This is a genomic window from Oceaniglobus ichthyenteri, from assembly GCF_003057885.1.
Classification (GTDB): Bacteria; Pseudomonadota; Alphaproteobacteria; order Rhodobacterales; family Rhodobacteraceae; genus Oceaniglobus; species Oceaniglobus ichthyenteri.
Genome location: NZ_QAGK01000005.1, coordinates 97,007 through 112,925, shown reverse-complemented (window position 1 = coordinate 112,925; position 15,919 = coordinate 97,007). Strand labels below are relative to the sequence as shown.

17 protein-coding genes are annotated in these 15,919 nt (G+C 60.2%); 8 read left to right on the top strand and 9 right to left on the bottom strand.

Annotation, left to right across the window (positions count from 1 at the left end):
* Positions 1-18: 18 nt before the first annotated feature.
* From C8265_RS09345 to C8265_RS09330, 4 genes are all read right to left on the bottom strand, one after another.
* Positions 19-948, bottom strand: a complete 930-nt coding sequence (locus C8265_RS09345; RefSeq protein ID WP_108483740.1) for a phosphotransferase enzyme family protein — start codon at positions 946-948, stop codon at positions 19-21.
* Complete coding sequence (locus tag C8265_RS09340; protein ID WP_108483739.1) at positions 938-2,173, bottom strand: aspartate aminotransferase family protein; 1,236 nt, start codon at positions 2,171-2,173, stop codon at positions 938-940. The genes C8265_RS09345 and C8265_RS09340 overlap by 11 nt, the downstream gene beginning before the upstream one ends.
* A 93-nt stretch (positions 2,174-2,266) precedes the next feature.
* Complete coding sequence (gene arfB / locus C8265_RS09335; RefSeq protein ID WP_108483738.1) at positions 2,267-2,689, bottom strand: alternative ribosome rescue aminoacyl-tRNA hydrolase ArfB; 423 nt, start codon at positions 2,687-2,689, stop codon at positions 2,267-2,269.
* Between the two features lie 222 nt (positions 2,690-2,911).
* Entirely contained in the window at positions 2,912-3,781 is an 870-nt protein-coding gene (locus C8265_RS09330) for a branched-chain amino acid aminotransferase (protein WP_108483903.1), read from the bottom strand.
* A gap of 183 nt (positions 3,782-3,964) precedes the next feature.
* On the opposite strand from C8265_RS09330, the gene C8265_RS09325 reads away from it, so the two are divergent.
* The 6 genes from C8265_RS09325 (at position 3,965) to dxs (ending at position 9,305) form a co-directional block, all read left to right on the top strand.
* A complete protein-coding gene (locus C8265_RS09325; protein WP_108483737.1) occupies positions 3,965-4,465 on the top strand; it encodes a MarR family winged helix-turn-helix transcriptional regulator in 501 nt (166 codons plus the stop codon).
* Positions 4,462-5,166, top strand: a complete 705-nt coding sequence (locus C8265_RS09320; protein WP_108483736.1) for a response regulator — start codon at positions 4,462-4,464, stop codon at positions 5,164-5,166. The genes C8265_RS09325 and C8265_RS09320 overlap by 4 nt, the downstream gene beginning before the upstream one ends.
* Positions 5,167-5,285: 119 nt before the next feature.
* A complete protein-coding gene (locus C8265_RS09315) occupies positions 5,286-6,206 on the top strand; it encodes a histone deacetylase family protein (RefSeq protein WP_108483735.1) in 921 nt (306 codons plus the stop codon).
* Positions 6,203-6,445, top strand: a complete 243-nt coding sequence (locus tag C8265_RS09310) for an exodeoxyribonuclease VII small subunit (RefSeq protein ID WP_108483734.1) — start codon at positions 6,203-6,205, stop codon at positions 6,443-6,445. Before C8265_RS09315 ends, C8265_RS09310 begins: the two co-directional genes overlap by 4 nt.
* Before the next feature lie 105 nt (positions 6,446-6,550).
* Positions 6,551-7,360, top strand: a complete 810-nt coding sequence (locus tag C8265_RS09305; RefSeq protein WP_108483902.1) for a polyprenyl synthetase family protein — start codon at positions 6,551-6,553, stop codon at positions 7,358-7,360.
* A 43-nt stretch (positions 7,361-7,403) separates the two neighbouring features.
* Positions 7,404-9,305, top strand: a complete 1,902-nt coding sequence (gene dxs / locus C8265_RS09300; RefSeq protein WP_108483733.1) for a 1-deoxy-D-xylulose-5-phosphate synthase — start codon at positions 7,404-7,406, stop codon at positions 9,303-9,305.
* Between the two features lie 54 nt (positions 9,306-9,359).
* Here the strand turns inward: dxs and C8265_RS09295 are convergent, their stop codons facing one another.
* Positions 9,360-10,220, bottom strand: a complete 861-nt coding sequence (locus C8265_RS09295; RefSeq protein WP_108483732.1) for an SDR family oxidoreductase — start codon at positions 10,218-10,220, stop codon at positions 9,360-9,362.
* Positions 10,221-10,365: 145 nt separating this feature from the next.
* Between C8265_RS09295 and C8265_RS09290 the strand changes: the two genes are divergently transcribed.
* Both C8265_RS09290 and C8265_RS09285 read left to right on the top strand, forming a co-directional pair.
* Positions 10,366-11,850: an AMP nucleosidase gene (locus C8265_RS09290; RefSeq protein ID WP_108483901.1), complete on the top strand. Its 1,485-nt coding sequence runs from the start codon at positions 10,366-10,368 to the stop codon at positions 11,848-11,850.
* Between the two features lie 225 nt (positions 11,851-12,075).
* Positions 12,076-12,363 carry an HU family DNA-binding protein gene (locus C8265_RS09285; protein WP_108483731.1) on the top strand — a complete coding sequence of 96 codons (288 nt, stop codon included), beginning with the start codon at positions 12,076-12,078 and terminating at the stop codon, positions 12,361-12,363.
* Positions 12,364-12,435: 72 nt separating this feature from the next.
* Here C8265_RS09285 and C8265_RS09280 read toward each other — a convergent pair whose 3' ends face one another.
* The 4 genes from C8265_RS09280 to C8265_RS09265 are packed head-to-tail and all read right to left on the bottom strand — an operon-like array spanning position 12,436 to position 15,919.
* Positions 12,436-13,599, bottom strand: a complete 1,164-nt coding sequence (locus C8265_RS09280; protein ID WP_108483730.1) for an amidohydrolase family protein — start codon at positions 13,597-13,599, stop codon at positions 12,436-12,438.
* A 1-nt stretch (position 13,600) separates the two neighbouring features.
* Positions 13,601-14,296, bottom strand: a complete 696-nt coding sequence (locus C8265_RS09275; RefSeq protein WP_108483729.1) for an ABC transporter ATP-binding protein — start codon at positions 14,294-14,296, stop codon at positions 13,601-13,603.
* Complete coding sequence (locus tag C8265_RS09270; protein ID WP_108483728.1) at positions 14,289-14,996, bottom strand: ABC transporter ATP-binding protein; 708 nt, start codon at positions 14,994-14,996, stop codon at positions 14,289-14,291. The genes C8265_RS09275 and C8265_RS09270 overlap by 8 nt, the downstream gene beginning before the upstream one ends.
* On the bottom strand, positions 14,984-15,919 hold the full coding sequence (locus C8265_RS09265; RefSeq protein ID WP_108483727.1) for a branched-chain amino acid ABC transporter permease: 936 nt from the start codon (positions 15,917-15,919) through the stop codon (positions 14,984-14,986). The genes C8265_RS09270 and C8265_RS09265 overlap by 13 nt, the downstream gene beginning before the upstream one ends.

The following is a 15,919-nucleotide window of genomic DNA, read 5'->3' as shown; positions in this document are numbered from 1 at the left end:
TAAACCGGTGGGGCCGTTTTACCCCAGATAGGCGCGCGCCAGTTTCAGTGCCCGTTCGCCGTACGCCCTTTGGCGGGGGTCATCGTGGGGCACACGCGGAATAATCCAGCCACAGCTGGCCAGACCCCGCAGCATCGTGAACAGCGCCAGATCGCCATGCCCCCCGCCATAGCCATCACACAGCGCCGCGCCCAGATCATGCCCATGGGGCAGATCGAAATGCTGAACCATGGCAGTGCCCAGATCATAAAGCCGCAGGCCGATCCCGCCATCATCAAAATCGATCAGATGCAGGTGCCCGGCGGTGCCCAACACGTTTTCCTGCAACACATCGGCATGAATCAGCCCGGTGTTCCACGATTTTGCCAAAAGGGCAGATCGCGCGGCGCTGCGGGCCTCTTGCAACAGGGCGGATTCAGGCCCGGTAAGGGCGGGGTTGTTCCAGAACGGCCCCCACAACGGGGTCGCCCCGGTCAGGGCATCGATGCTCCAGGAAAAGCGTTCAAAATCAGGCGGCAGATCCCAGTCATCAGAGATTTCGTGAAGTCGCGCCAACATCTTGCCCAAAGCGTGATAGGTTTCACATTGCTCTGAAACGGGCTGTGGATTGGTGCGCTCCATCGCCCCGATCGGGGGTGCGTCAATCCACGAAACCACCGAGGCGCGCGGCCCGAAGGCCGGTTCGCCCATCAAGGTGCCCTCTTGCGTGGGAATGGGCCGGGGGCAGGGAAACCCGGATTGTGCCAGATAATCGGTCCAGACCAATTCGGACCGGATTGCGCCATCGGTTTGATATCCGGCGCGGTGCAGCCGCAGTGCCGCGCGGGTGCCGCTCATCTGCACCTCAAACACCGCGTTTTCGCGGTTGGCAATCAGGCGTTCAACCCGGCCCCCGCCCCAATGGGTCAGGGCATTCCGGGCCAGGGCGATGGCCTCTTCATTGGTCATGGGTGCGCAAAGCCTCGGCCAGTGTGTCAATTGCAAGATCAATCTCTTGCGCGGAAATGGGCATGGGGGGGCGCATTTTCAGAATGTTCATATGCCGCCCGATCCGCCCGATCAAAACACCCTGGTCTTTCATGTCTTCGACCACCTGCGCGGCCAGGTCGGTGGCGGGGGCGCCATTTGTTTCAAGCACCGCGCCAAAGAACAAACCGTTGCCGCGAATTTCGGTGATGGCAGGGTGAGACAACCGCCCCAGCGCGGCACGGGCATGGCGGCCCATCGCCCCGGCATGGGCGACCAAACCATCGCGTTCGATCACATCCAACGTGGCGTTGACCGCAGCGGCCGAAACCGGATTGCCGCCGAACGTGTTGAAATAACCAAAGGCAGTGCGAAACGCCTTCATCACCGTGGGGTTGGCAATGACCGCCGCCACCGGATGGCCGTTGCCCATGGGTTTGCCCAATGTCACCACATCCGGCGCAAAGCCCAGCCAATCATGCCCCCACCATTGACCACACCGCCCAAACCCCGGCTGTACCTCATCACACAGGATCAGACCCCCGGCATCACGGATTGCCGAAACGGTGGGGTTCAGAAATCCGGGTGCGATATTGGGCAGGCCTTCGTTGGCGAACACCGGGCATAACATCATGCCGGAAAACCCAAAACCGGCACTTTGCAATTCACCAATCGCGCGGCGGACATGGGCGGCAAACTGTTCGGGGTCGGTATCGGATTCCGGTGCGGGCACCAGGCGCACATGGGGCGGATAGCCACCAATGGGCGGGCGTCGGGTGGACAGCTGCGCCGTGGCGGTGGTGTTGCCATGGTAAGTATTGTCGGTGGCGATGATACCCGTGTGCCCGGTTGCCGCCTGGGCCATGCGCAGGGCGATATCATTCGCCTCGGACCCGGTGCAGACCATGATGCCTTGGCTCAGATCGTGTGACAGGGTCGCCGTTATCCGATCCAGCGCATCAAGAATGCCGGTGTGAAGATAGCGTGTGTGGGTGTTCAGCGTACCGGCCTGCCGGGCGATGGCTGCCACCACATGGGGGTGACAATGGCCCACATGGGGCACGTTGTTGTAGCAATCAAGGTATCGTTTGCCGGTGTCATCCCACAGCCAGACACCGCTGCCTTTTACCAGATGCAGCGGGCGGTCGTAAAATGTGGGCACATTCGGCCCAAGGCGGGTGTGGCGGCGTGTCAGCAAATCAGTCATGGGCGGATGATGCCGTTTCGCGGCGCAGGGGGCCAGCCCCCATCGCGCCTTTGGCGCGATTCCCCCGGGATATTTTCAAAACAGAAATGAACATCACTCGTCGGGAGAGACGGAACCGCGCATGGCTTTTACATCGCCGCGCATTTTCTTTGCCTTCAGGCGGCGCTTTTTTGCGCCCAGGGTGGGGCGGGTTGCGATGCGGCGTTTGGGTGTCTTTGTTGCCTCGGTGATCAGGGCCGCCAGCCGATCGCGCGCGATATCGCGGTTGCGCGCCTGACTTCGGGTTTCATCAACCATCAGGACAAGCGCGCCGTCTTTTGTCCAGCGTCGGCCCGCCAACCGGCGCAGGCGGTTTTTGACCGGTTGCGGCAGATTGGGCGAGCGTTCGGCCTCGAACCGCAGTTCAACGGCGGTGGAGACCTTGTTGACGTTTTGCCCGCCCGGACCTGAGGCGCGGGTGAATTGTTCGCTCAGCTCCCAATCCTGAATGGTGATTTTATCGGTTATGCGCAGCATGGGTCAGGTGCCGGCCTTGGTGGCAGGTTGCACACAGCGCCGAGCGGGCCAGGCGAATGAGCACGGCACAAAGCCAGTTGCGATGTCTGGGTATGTCGTGTTCACGATGGTGCCCCTTTTGCCCGGTGACATATATGATGGGGCGCTGAGGGGGGCGGGGCAAGGGGGCGCATCAACCGTATAGGAATGATGGCCCCCATTTGGCGGCGGTGCCGCGCTGTTTTATTGGCGCACCAGACGCTCATACGCTTGGGCGATGTCACGGGTCAGCGCGCCGACCTCAAAGTTGTAATCGCCGATCTGGCCCACCGGCGTGACCTCGGCGGCGGTGCCGGTCAGCCAGCATTGTTCGAAGCCTTCCAGCTCTTCTGGCATGATGTGGCGTTCGTGAACCTTGATCTGGCGGTCGTTCAGCATGCCGATCACGGTTTGGCGGGTGATGCCGTTCAGGAATGCGTCGGGGTCGGGGGTGTGCACTTCGCCATCCTTGACGAAAAATATGTTGGCGCCCGTCGCTTCGGCCACATAGCCGCGATAATCGAACATCATCGCATCGCTGCACCCTTTTGCCTCGGCGGCGTGTTTTGACATGGTGGCAATCATATACAGCCCGGCGGCCTTGGCATGGCTGGGCGCTGTTTCGGGGCTGGGGCGTTTCCATTTGGCGATGTCCAGCCTGGCGCCTTTCATCTTGGCGTCGCCATAGTAATTGCCCCATTCCCAGGCGGCGATCGCCAGGCGCACGGGGTTGCGTTTGGCGGCCACGCCCATGTCTTCGCCCGCGCCGCGCCACGCGATGGCCCGCACGTATGCGTCGGTAAACCCATTCGCCGCCAAAACCTGTTGTTTCGCCGCCTCGATTTCATCAACCGTATAGGGAATTTCGAAATCCAGGCATTCTGCGGAATAGCGCAGCCTTTCGGAATGGCGGCGGGATTCGAAGATCTTGCCGTTATAGCACCGCTCGCCCTCAAACACGGAACTGGCGTAATGCATCGCATGGGTCAGCAGGTGCACATTGGCATCGCGCCAATCGACCATTGCGCCATCCATCCAGATTTTACCGTCACGGTCATCATATGCGCCTGCCATGGCTGCGGCTCCTGTATTGACGCCAGAATTCGGCGTATTTTCCATTAGTTGCGCAAATTAGGTCCGTTTCGGATGTAATATTGCGCAGTTTGCGCAGGATCGCTAACAGTCAGCTCTTGGAATGTCAACAAGGCTGACATAGTCTGAAGCCAAACCTGAAACCAGCGGGCAAAGGACAGTGCAATGGGCGAAAGCAGGCCGGGGGGCGAGGCCCTGTTGTTTCTGACCGATGAGCAATTGCGCAAGGGAATCGAGGCGATGTTCTTTGCCTATCGCGGCTTTACCGCTGATCCTGACCGGATTTTGTCAGAGTATGGCTATGGGCGTGCGCATCACCGGGCGGTCCATTTCATCAATCGCAGCCCCGGCACAACGGTGAACAACCTGCTGTCGATCCTGGGGGTTACAAAGCAATCGCTGAACCGTGTGTTGCGTACGTTGATCCAGGATGGTCTGGTGCAAAGCACTGTTGGAACCCGCGATAAAAGGGAGCGTCACTTGCATTTGACCGACACTGGCAAAGCCTTGGAAAAGGCCCTGTCCGAGGCACAGCGCCGTCGGATGCGTGCCGCGTATCGCACGGTGGGCCCCGATGCCGTTGCGGGGTTTCGTCAGGTTCTTGAGGCGATGATGGACCCTGATCAAAGGCATCACTATGCCAAACGCACACGAGGCAAGGCATGAGTGTTGTAAACGATATCCACCTGTTGATTGTCGATGATGACGAACGCATCCGGGTGCTGTTGCAGAAATTTCTGGTGCGGTCCGGGTTTTTCGTGACATCGGCACGCGACGCCGCCCATGCCCGGCGGTTGCTTGAGGGGTTGGATTTCGATCTGATCGTGCTGGATGTGATGATGCCCGGCGAAGACGGAATAAGCTTTACCCGGTCCTTGCGCGAAACCCTGACCGTGCCGATCCTGCTTTTGACAGCAAAAAGCGATACGGGCGATCGGATCACCGGGCTTGAGGCGGGCGCCGACGATTATCTGGCCAAGCCGTTCGAGCCAAAAGAGCTGTTGTTGCGGATCAATGCGATTTTGCGCCGTGTACCGATTGAAATCGGCATCAGCGATGCGCCAAAAGTGCTGCGTCTGGGTCAGGTGCGGTACGATATCGAACGGGGGGAATTATGGCAGGGCGACGCGCCGGTGCGCCTGACCGCGACCGAGGCGCATCTGATGCGCATATTCTCGGCTGCGCCGGGTGTGGTGATCGACCGAACACAGCTTGCCGATGATCTGGGCCGGGGCAACGGCGGCGCACAGGATCGCGCCATCGACGTGCAAATCACCCGCCTGCGGCGCAAGATCGAAAGCGATCCAAAACAGCCCCGCTATCTGCAAACCGTGCGCGGCGCGGGCTATATGCTTCAGCCTGATTAGGAGTGATCATTTTCGTTTTAAAAAATATCCCCGCCGGAGGCAAAAGGTTTGGGAAAGCGCCAAAAGAGTTTTAAGGCCTCCGGCGGGGATATTTGAGAAACAGAAATGAGGGGGAACAGATGATTTATTTTTCACATGACGATGGGCTGAAGCATGAAACGCCACCGGGACATCCCGAACAGGTGGCGCGACTGGAGGCGATCCGCAGCGCGCTGTCGGGGTTTGATCTGGATCGGCGGGATGCGCCCTTATGTGATGATCGTGATATTTTGCGCTGCCATCCGCAGGATTATCTGGATCATGTGATTGCTTCGGCGCCGGAAAAAGGCGCGCATGCGCTGGATGGTGACACCCATATGTCTCCGGGTTCGCTTACGGCGGCGCGGCGGGCTGTGGGCGGCATGTGCGCAGCGGTTGATGCGGTGCTGGGCGGCGAGGATCGCACGGCGTTTGTCGGTTGCCGCCCGCCCGGGCATCATGCGGAAACCCGCCGGGCGATGGGGTTTTGTATCTTTGGCAACGTGGCGATCGGCGCAAAACGGGCGTTGGACCATCACGGGCTGAACCGCGTTGCGATTGTGGATTTTGATGTGCATCACGGCAATGGCACGCAGGATTTGTTATGGGATGAGGCCCGGGCGCTTTTCATCTCTTCGCATCAGATGCCATTGTATCCTGGATCGGGCTATGGCGATGAACGCGGTGCTCATGGCAATGTGGTGAACCTGCCGCTTGAGGGGGGGACCGGGGGGGAGGAAATGCGCCGGATCTATGAAGACCGGGTGTTCCCGGCGGTCGCCGCGTTCAAGCCTGAATTGATTTTGATTTCCGCCGGGTTTGATGCTCACCGGGCCGATCCTTTGGCTGGGTTGAATTGGCGCACCGAGGATTTCGGTTGGGTGACAGAGCGCCTGTGCGATGTGGCCGATGAGGTCTGTGGCGGGCGCATCGTCTCGACACTGGAAGGCGGGTATGATTTGCAGGCGCTGGGCGCATCCGTTGCCGCCCATGTCGCGGTTTTGAAGGAGCGGAGCGCATGAGCGATCAGCCGATAGAAGAGATGACATTTGAACAGGCCATGGCCGAGTTGGAGCGCGTGGTGGGCCAGTTGGAATCGGGCAATGTGCCGTTGGAGCAGTCCATTGCGCTGTATGAACGTGGCGCGGGATTGAAGGCGCGTTGCGAGGCCAAGTTGAAAGAGGCCGAAGAAAAGGTAGCCGCGATCACGTTGGATCGGGATGGCGCGCCGACGGGAACCGTTCCGTTTGACGGCCAGTGACGGATTTGGATATTTGTAGCAAGAAAAAGCAGGCGCGGCGTGAGCAATTTTAAGGTTCGGTTGGCCGAATGTGGTGTGGCGCTTCAGTCGTGCCTGAACGAGGCCATGGCCCCGATGAGCGATGTGGCGGTGGTGCATGGCATGCGCTGGGCGTGCAACGGTGGCAAGCGGTTGCGCGGTTTTCTGGTGATGGAAGGTGCGGCGCTGTATGGTGTTTCGCCGCTGCAAAGTGTGCGGGCCGGGGCGGCGATTGAGGCGCTTCATGCCTATTCTTTGGTGCATGATGATTTGCCCTGTATGGATGATGATGATCTGCGTCGGGGGCAGCCCACGGTTCATGTGAAATGGGATGAGGCGACCGCTGTGTTGGCGGGCGATGCGTTGCAGACTCTGGCATTTGAATTGCTGTCTGATCCGGCTTGCCATCCGGACGCGGCGGTGCGGATTGATCTGGTGGCGTCCTTGGCGCGGGCCGGCGGAGCGCGGGGCATGGTGTTGGGGCAGGCGTTGGATATTGCCGCCGAAACCGCCACCGCCCCTCTGACATTGCCCGCGATCGAGGCGTTGCAGGCGGGCAAGACCGGGGCGTTGATCCGGTGGTCGGGTGAGGCGGGCGCGCGGTTGGCTGGGGCGGATGTGACGGCACTGGGCCGATATGCCACAGCACTGGGCCTGGCGTTTCAGATTGCCGACGATTTGTTGGATGTTGTCGGCGATGCCACCGTAACCGGCAAGGCCGTGGGCAAGGATGCCGCCGCAGGCAAGGCCACGTTTGTTTCGCTGTTGGGCGAGGCGGGTGCGCGGGCGCGGGCCGATGCCCTGGTCACCGAAGCCTGCGAGGCATTGTCGGATTTCGGACCGCGCGCCGACACTTTGCGCGATTGCGCGCGCTATGTCGTCGAGCGGGATCGTTAGGGCGCCATTCCATTGATTTAGCTTGTTATAAAGGGGGCTTGCCATGGCCGATCGACCGAAAACGCCAATTCTGGACCGGGTGGATGACCCCGCTGATATGCGCGCCCTGAGCGATGGCGACCTGAAGAAGTTGGCGCGCGATGTCCGCGCCGAGGTTATTCACGCGGTCAGCAAGACCGGCGGCCATCTGGGGGCCGGGCTGGGCGTGGTTGAATTGACTGTGGCCCTGCACGCCGTGTTTGACACGCCGCGCGATCGGTTGATCTGGGATGTGTCGCACCAATGTTATCCGCACAAGGTGTTGACCGGACGGCGCGACCAGATGGCGACCCTGCGCCAGAAGGATGGTTTGTCGGGATTCACCAAGCGCAGTGAATCGCCCTATGACCCGTTTGGCGCGGCCCATTCCAGCACCTCGATTTCCGCCGCTTTGGGCTTTGCCGTGGCGCGCGATCTGGGCGGTGCGCCTGACCCCGGTTTGGGCGATGCGATTGCCGTGATCGGCGATGGCGCGATGAGTGCCGGCATGGCCTATGAGGCGATGAACAACGCCGGGCATCTGGGCAAACGGTTGATTGTAATACTGAACGACAATGAAATGAGCATCGCCCCGCCCGTGGGCGCGATGAGCGCGTATTTGTCGCGCCTTTATGCCGGTGCGCCGTTTCAGGAATTATCGGCCTTGGCCAAGGGGGCGGTTTCGTTTTTGCCACCACCGCTGCAAGAGGGGGCAAAGCGGGCGCGCGATCTGGTCAAGGGGGCGGCGTTTGGTGGCACGCTGTTTGAACAGTTGGGCTTTTCCTATGTCGGGCCGATTGATGGTCACGATCTGGATCAGCTTTTGCCGGTGCTGCGTACGGTGCGTGATCGGGCCACGGGGCCGGTTCTGATTCACGCCGTGACCCAAAAAGGCAAGGGATACGCCCCGGCCGAGGCCGCCGCCGACAAGGGCCACGGCGTTGGCAAATTCGATGTGATCACCGGCGCACAGGCCAAGGCAACGCCGAACGCCCCCTCCTATACCAGCGTGTTTTCAAAGGCCCTATTGGCCCACGGGGCACAGGACGATCGGGTGGTCGCCGTGACCGCCGCGATGCCCGACGGCACCGGCCTTGGTCTGTTTGCCGAACGCTATCCCAGTCGATGCTTTGATGTGGGCATTGCCGAACAGCACGGCGTGACCTTTGCCGCCGGATTGGCGGCGGGCGGGATGAAACCGTTTTGCGCCATGTATTCCACGTTTTTACAGCGCGGATACGATCAGGTGGTGCATGATGTGGCGATTCAGCGTCTGCCGGTACGGTTTGCCATTGATCGCGCCGGGTTGGTCGGGGCCGATGGCGCCACCCATGCCGGCGCATTCGATGTGGCGTTTCTGGCCAATCTGCCCGGCTTCGTGGTGATGGCCGCGGCAGATGAGGCCGAGCTGATGCATATGGTGGCCACCGCCGTGGCCCATGACGCGGGGCCCATCGCGTTTCGCTATCCCCGGGGCGAAGGCGTGGGCGTTGATCTGCCCGAAATTGGCGTACCGCTGGAGATTGGCAAGGGCCGCGTGGTGCGCGCGGGCAAGGGCGTGGCGATCCTGTCCTTTGGCACCCGCCTGTCCGAGGTTGAGGCCGCTTGCGAAATTCTGGCCGGTCAGGGCATCACGCCAACGGTGGCCGATGCCCGGTTTGCCAAACCCCTGGACGAAGATCTGATCCTGCGTCTGGCGCGCGATCACGACGCGTTGATCACCATCGAAGAGGGGGTCGTGGGCGGATTTGGTTCCCACGTGGCCCATTTTCTGGCCGAATCCGGGGTGTTTGACACCGGGTTGAAATACCGCTCCATGGTGTTGCCCGATGTGTTTATCGATCAGGCATCCCCGGCAGATATGTACGCGGTGGCCGGGCTGAATGCCGACGATATTGTGGGCAAGGTATTGGGGGTTTTGAGGTAAATCGGCGCGGCGCCTGCTGGATGAGGATTGTTTTGGGCAGTGGTTTATATCGCGTTATTCGTCTGCGTCGCGCAGAGCCGCAAGGCCGCGGCGGTAATCGGGATAAAGCAGGCGCACCCCCAGTTCGGTTTTGATCCGGGTGTTATCTACCCGTTTGGATTCGGCGTAAAAACTGCGCGCCATGGGTGACATTTCGGCCTGATCAAACGGCACGGCAGGCGGAATCGGCAGGCCCAGAAGTTCGGCGGCATGGGCGATCACGTCTTGTGGTGGGGCGGGATCATCATCGCACAGATTATAGATCGCACCGGGATTGGGGCGTGCGATAGAAGCGGCAAGGATCTGGGCAATGTCATCCACATGGATGCGGGAAAACACCTGATCCGGCTTGATGATCCGGCGTGCGCTGCCATCGCGCACCTTGGCAAACGGGCCGCGACCCGGGCCGTAAATCCCCGCAAGGCGAAAGATATGCAGGGGCAAGGCATGTTGGGCCGCCAGCGCCTGCCATTGGGATTCGGCCAGAACCCGCGCCTTGCCGCGCCGGGTTGACGGGGTGAGCGGCGTGGTTTCATCCACCCAGCCGCCATCGTGGTTGCCATACACCCCGGTGGTTGAAAGGTCTCCCAGCCATTGCAAATTGGGTGCTGCGGCGATGGCATCGCCCAGGTGTGGTGCCACCGGATCGCCGGCCTCATCAGGGCCGGCCGACAGCAGGATATGCGTGGCATCGGCGATGGTTTCGGTCAGATCACTGCCGGGCCAGACCGCGGCGGCAACACCGGTTTTGGTCAGGCGCGCGGCCTTGTCGGCGCTGCGGGTGGTGCCGGTGATCTGCCAGCCCAGAGGTAAAAGCAGGCGGGCAAGGGCCTGGGCGCAATAGCCGTGACCAAAGCTGAGAAGGTGATGTGTCATGCAGCAGGTTTGCCAGACTTGGCCACCCGATCATAGGGGGATGAAGCAGCGAAAGTGGCGCAACCGCTTGCCCGATGGGGTTTGTTTGCGATAGGCAATGCTATTGCCCCCGCCAATGTGCGGCACAAACAAGAAAGGATGCGCCATGTACGCGCCCACACAAAACCTGCCGATCGTCACCCCCGAGCCGGTGGCGCATATGACATTTACCGATCCGGCCCTGGCCGTGACGCGGTTGCAAGAGTTGTATGATGAGGCGTGCCGATTTATCGGGCGGCATTTCCTGCGGGCGATTTCCGGTGAAAAACCCGAGTCGCGCTATCGGGCATTTTACCCCGAAATCCGCTTTACCACGACCAGTTTTGCAACGGTCGACAGTCGGCTCAGCTTTGGCCATGTGATGGGGCCGGGAATTTATTCGACCACGATCACGCGGCCTGATCTGTTTGCCAATTATCTGCGCCAACAGATTGGACTGTTGATTGAAAATCACGAGGTGGGGGTGCAGATCGGGGTGTCGACCACACCGATTCCGGTGCATTTCGCCGTGGGCGGGGAAGGCACGGTCAGTGTGCCCCACGAGGGCAGCACAGATTTTATCCTGCGCGATGTGTTTGATGTGCCCGATCTGGTGACGACGAATGACGACATCGTCAATGGTTTCGGGTTCAGTTATCCGGATGGGGCCGCGCCACTGGCCCCGTTCACGGCACAGCGGATTGATTACTCACTCGCGCGCCTGTCCCATTACACGGCAACCAGCCCTTCGCATTTTCAAAACCACGTTCTGTTCACCAATTATCAGTTCTACATTGAGGAATTCGAGGCCTATGCGCGCGCCGCGCTGGCCGATCCCGACAGTGGCTATGTCAGCTTTGTCGGGCCGGGCAACCATGAAATCACCCGGTCTGACGAACCCATGCAAGTCATGACCAAACTGCCGCAAATGCCCAGTTATCATCTGAAACGCGCCAATGGCGGTGGCATCACGTTGGTCAATATCGGCGTCGGGCCGAGCAACGCAAAAACCGCCACCGATCATATTGCCGTTTTGCGCCCCCATGCGTGGATCATGGTGGGCCATTGTGCGGGGTTGCGCAATTCGCAACGGCTGGGCGATTTCGTGTTGGCCCATGCGTATCTGCGCGAGGACAAGGTGTTGGATGACGATCTGCCGGTTTGGGTGCCGGTGCCGCCCCTGGCCGAAATTCAGATCGCGCTTGAGGGCGCAGTGGCCGAAGTGACCGAACTGGAAGGGTACGATCTGAAACGGATCATGCGCACCGGCACGGTGGCCAGTCTGGACAACCGCAATTGGGAATTGCGCGATCAATCCGGCCCGGTGCAGCGCCTGTCACAATCGCGCGCCGTGGCCCTGGATATGGAAAGCGCGACAATCGCCGCCAACGGGTTTCGGTTTCGCGTGCCCTATGGCACCTTGCTCTGCGTGTCGGACAAACCGTTGCACGGTGAATTGAAACTGCCCGGAATGGCGACTGATTTTTACCGCACGCAGGTTGCGCGCCATTTGCTGATCGGCATTCGCGCCATGGAAAAGTTGAACCAGATGCCGGTTGAGCGTATTCATTCGCGCAAACTGCGCAGCTTTGAAGAAACCGCGTTTCTTTGACATCGGGTTCAGTGGGCACAGGTTGATCCCTGTCTTGGGTATCGCCTGTGTGGATTGGTTTGATTTTGCGGGGGTGTTGGCGGACGATACCGCAGTTCGCAGCGGAAAACCGCCATAAAACGTTTGTTTTCTTGGGAAATTACACCACTAGGCGTTGTGCCGCCTTGGCAGATAAGGCTAAATTGCCGCAATGACCCCATATTGGGCAGATTGAGGAGACCATACATGGCAAAACCGATGACCAAGACCCAACTGATCGCCGCCCTGGCCGATGAGATGGATGCCGATAAAAAAGCAGCCGGCACCGCGCTGGACAGCATCATCAACATCATCACCCGCGAAGTATCGGGCGGCGGTGCCGTGACTCTGCCCGGAATTGGCAAGATCTATTGCCGCGAACGCCCCGAGCGTATGGTGCGCAACCCCGCCACCGGTGAGCAGATCAAAAAAGAAGCCGACAAGGTGGTGAAGATGACCATCGCCAAAGCGCTGAAAGACAGCGTGAACGAATAAGCGCGCCGCTTTTTTCAAAGCCGCATTCAACGGGTCGCCTTTACACGGGCGGCCCGTTTGCGTTTGTCACGGTTACACGATTTCCGGCAGACGGGTGGCGGGGGGCGTGTTGCGCGACCGCTGGCTGGTGATGCGCCCGTCAATCACGGTCATGCCAATGCCGGGCAGATTGCCCAGTTGCACCGATTCAAGGATGGATTTGCCCGGTGCGTGCTGTGCCTGGTCCATCAGCACAAAATCGGCGCACATGCCTGTTTCGATCAACCCGGTGTCCAGTTTGCGTTGCCGCGATGTATTGCCGTTGCCCATGCAAAACGCGATTTCGGCGGGCACATTGCCCAGCGATGACAGCATCGCGATCATCCGCAAGATGCCCAAAGGCTGCACACCCGACCCGGCCGGCCCATCGGTGCCTAAAATAACCTGATCCAGTTTATCCAACTCGCGCGCGGTGTTCAGAGTCAGCAGGGCGGCGCGTTCGTTGCCATTATGCACAATCTCCAACGCCGCCTTGCAGTTTTCACATAAACAGATGATCTGATCATCGGGCAGGGCCGAATGGCCGCCGTTGATATGGCCCACCACATCGGTGCCGGTTTCCAACACCATATCGGCATCGATCAACCCCGATCCGGGGATCGACGGACCACCGGTGTGAATCGTGCTTTGCATCCCGTATTTGCGCGCCCAGCCGACCATTTCATGGGCGGTTTTGCCATCTTTCACGGTGCCAAGGCCAACCTCACCGATCAGGCGCACGCCGCCTTCGGCCATTTGTTTGAAATGATGCTCCTCAAGCCCGGTTTGCAACAGCGGCGCGCCGGCATGCACCTTGACCCCTGAGGGGCGAAAATTGTCGTACCACCGCTGGGCCGCAATCGCCATGGCGACGGTGCCGATCGGATCGTTGGGGCGGCCCGGCATGTGCACCTCGCCCGCTGAAATCATCGTGGTGACGCCGCCATGCAAGGTGCTGTCGATCCAATGAAGCTGTTGCTGGCGCGGCGTATAATCGCCCACCACCGGGTGCACGTGACTGTCGATCAAACCGGGGGCCAGGGTGATGCCCTTGGCATCAACCGTGGTGGTCGCGCTGTCGCAATCAAGATTCTTTTCACGGCCCCAATCGGTGATTTTCCCATCCACCGCGATGATCGTATCGGCGTCATAAATCGGCTGTTCGATCTTGCCCGACAGCATCAGACCGATATTCTTGATGACCAGTTTTTCAGACATATCACACTCCCAAATGGCGGGTCAGGGTTTCGGGTGCTGCGCGCAAGGCATCGCCGCGCAGGGTTTCGATGGATGCGCCGTTTTCGATGAACACGGCGTGGTCGGCCATGGTCAGGATCGCCTCCATACGTTGTTCGACCAACAGCACGGCCAGGCCCTCGGCCTTCATCCGCAAAACCACATCGCGGATTTGCGCGATCATGCTGGGCTGCAACCCTTCGGTGGGTTCATCCAGCAACAGCAATTTGGGCCGCAAACATAATGCGCGGGCAGTGGCCAGCATTTGCTGTTCGCCCCCCGACAGGGTTTCGGCCCGTTGGGTTAGCCGTTCGCGCAGACGGGGAAAAATATCCAACACCCAATCGCGGGTCTCGCGCCCCTCACCACAGGCCAACAGCCCGATTTCGATGTTTTCCGAAACGCTGAGTTCGGCAAACAAACGCCGCCCCTGGGGAATATACCCCACCCGTTGGCGGGCAATCTGTTCGGGCGGCAGGGTATGGAGCGGTTGACCCTCCAGCGTGATTGAACCGGCGCTGATCGCCAATAACCCCGTGATCGTGCGCATCACCGTGGTTTTGCCCGCCCCGTTGCGCCCCAGCAAACAGGTGATTTCACCGGCCTTGGCACTCAGGGACACACCGCTCAGGGTTTTCACCCGGCCATAGCTGGCGTGGATATCGGAAATCTCAAGCATCCTCAGTTCCTAAATACGCGGCCTGAACGTGGGAATTGGCGCGAATGTCGTCTGGCGTGCCCTCGGCCAGGATTTCACCATGGTTCAGCACGGTGATGAATTGCGCCGTTTCCATCACCACCGACATATTATGTTCGATCAACAGGATCGTGGTATCGCGCAACCCGGTAATCAGGGCCTTGAACTCCGCCACTTCGGATTCCGCCAACCCTTGGGTCGGCTCATCCAGAATGAACAGGCGCGGCGTTTGCGCCAGCCCCATGCCGATTTCCAGAATACGTTGATGCCCATAAGACAGATCGCCCGCCGTTTGTTCGGCCCGGTCACTCAGGGCAACGCGGGCCAATACCTCATCCACCCTGGCATCATCCCCCCCGGCGCGGCGCGCGGCCAGGGCGATGTTTTCACGCACGCTTAGCCCGGCAAACACGCTGGTGATCTGAAACGTATAGGCAATGCCAAGGGCGATGCGTTTATGCGCAGGCAGGTGCGAGATATCTTTGCCATCAAACAAAACCGTGCCGCGCGTGGCCGGGATGCGCCCGCATAACATGCCGACAAAGGTGGATTTGCCCGCCCCGTTCGGCCCGATCAGCGCGCGAATTTGCCCTTGGGGCAGGGCGAAATCCACATCCTGGTTCGCCGTGACCCCGGCATAGGTTTTGGTCAGCCCGCGGGTTTCCAGAATCAAGGCAGCCATTTGAACCTCCGCGCGCGTAGGGTGCCCAAAATGCCCTGGGGCAGAAACATCGTCAGCAAAACCAGAACGACACCGGCAATCAGCATGTAAGCATCGGTAATATCGGCGCTGAGATCGAACAGATAAATCATGAACGCCGCCCCGATCAGCGGCCCAAGGGTGGTGCCCGCCCCGCCCAGCAGCACATATAACAGCGGCAGAATCGAATAGGGCACAGCGGCAAAGCTGGCCCCGGCATAACCGAACAACAGCGCATAAGTGGCCCCCGCAAGCCCCGAAATCGTACCGGAAATCACCAGCGCGATCCATTTCAACCGCTGCACATCATAGCCCAGCATGGTCGCGCGCGCCTCGTTCTCGCGGATCGCGATCAGGGTGCGGCCAAACGGGGCGCGCACGATATGGCCGATGATCAACAGGGTGATGGCAAACAGCACAAGTGCCGCAAAATACCGCCCCATTGCCGTGGTCAGATCAATCCCCGCGATCTGTCGCATGGTCTGGGGCAGAACAAAGCCTTCCTCGCCCCTTGTCCATTCGCTGAAATACAGCGCCACAAGGTATCCGGCCTGAGCAAACATCAGCGTGACAATCATGAACGCCACACCCTTGGTGCGCAGGGCCAGCGCGCCAACCACCCCCGCCACTACGGCGGCACAGGCCAATGCGATGGCCAAGGCGGGCAGGGTGGGTGTGCCCAGATGCTGCATGCTCAGAGACAAACCATACATCCCTGCGCCAAAGAACAGAGCATGGCCCAAGGATAAAAGCCCGGTATATCCAAAGGCCAGATTGTACCCCATGGCATAGATCGCCAACACCATGATCCGCGCCAGGTTGCCCGCGTGATAGGCAGGCAGGATGAAAAAGGCCAAAGCCAGGGCGGCAATGATGGCAAGATGCAAGGTCAGCGCGCGATCCAT

Excerpts from the sequence above, each read along its gene's own strand:
- C8265_RS09295 (WP_108483732.1), bottom strand. The coding sequence starts at position 10,220 with ATGACACATCACCTTCTCAGCTTTGGTCACGGCTATTGCGCCCAGGCC.
- C8265_RS09285 (WP_108483731.1), top strand. The coding sequence starts at position 12,076 with ATGGCAAAACCGATGACCAAGACCCAACTGATCGCCGCCCTGGCCGAT.
- C8265_RS09280 (WP_108483730.1), bottom strand. The coding sequence starts at position 13,599 with ATGTCTGAAAAACTGGTCATCAAGAATATCGGTCTGATGCTGTCGGGC.
- C8265_RS09310 (WP_108483734.1), top strand. The coding sequence starts at position 6,203 with ATGAGCGATCAGCCGATAGAAGAGATGACATTTGAACAGGCCATGGCC.
- C8265_RS09325 (WP_108483737.1), top strand. The coding sequence starts at position 3,965 with ATGGGCGAAAGCAGGCCGGGGGGCGAGGCCCTGTTGTTTCTGACCGAT.
- C8265_RS09305 (WP_108483902.1), top strand. The coding sequence starts at position 6,551 with ATGGCCCCGATGAGCGATGTGGCGGTGGTGCATGGCATGCGCTGGGCG.
- C8265_RS09345 (WP_108483740.1), bottom strand. The coding sequence starts at position 948 with ATGACCAATGAAGAGGCCATCGCCCTGGCCCGGAATGCCCTGACCCAT.
- C8265_RS09320 (WP_108483736.1), top strand. The coding sequence starts at position 4,462 with ATGAGTGTTGTAAACGATATCCACCTGTTGATTGTCGATGATGACGAA.
- arfB (WP_108483738.1), bottom strand. The coding sequence starts at position 2,689 with ATGCTGCGCATAACCGATAAAATCACCATTCAGGATTGGGAGCTGAGC.
- C8265_RS09270 (WP_108483728.1), bottom strand. The coding sequence starts at position 14,996 with ATGGCTGCCTTGATTCTGGAAACCCGCGGGCTGACCAAAACCTATGCC.
- C8265_RS09340 (WP_108483739.1), bottom strand. The coding sequence starts at position 2,173 with ATGACTGATTTGCTGACACGCCGCCACACCCGCCTTGGGCCGAATGTG.
- C8265_RS09265 (WP_108483727.1), bottom strand. The coding sequence starts at position 15,919 with ATGGATCGCGCGCTGACCTTGCATCTTGCCATCATTGCCGCCCTGGCT.
- C8265_RS09330 (WP_108483903.1), bottom strand. The coding sequence starts at position 3,781 with ATGGCAGGCGCATATGATGACCGTGACGGTAAAATCTGGATGGATGGC.
- C8265_RS09275 (WP_108483729.1), bottom strand. The coding sequence starts at position 14,296 with ATGCTTGAGATTTCCGATATCCACGCCAGCTATGGCCGGGTGAAAACC.
- C8265_RS09315 (WP_108483735.1), top strand. The coding sequence starts at position 5,286 with ATGATTTATTTTTCACATGACGATGGGCTGAAGCATGAAACGCCACCG.
- dxs (WP_108483733.1), top strand. The coding sequence starts at position 7,404 with ATGGCCGATCGACCGAAAACGCCAATTCTGGACCGGGTGGATGACCCC.
- C8265_RS09290 (WP_108483901.1), top strand. The coding sequence starts at position 10,366 with ATGTACGCGCCCACACAAAACCTGCCGATCGTCACCCCCGAGCCGGTG.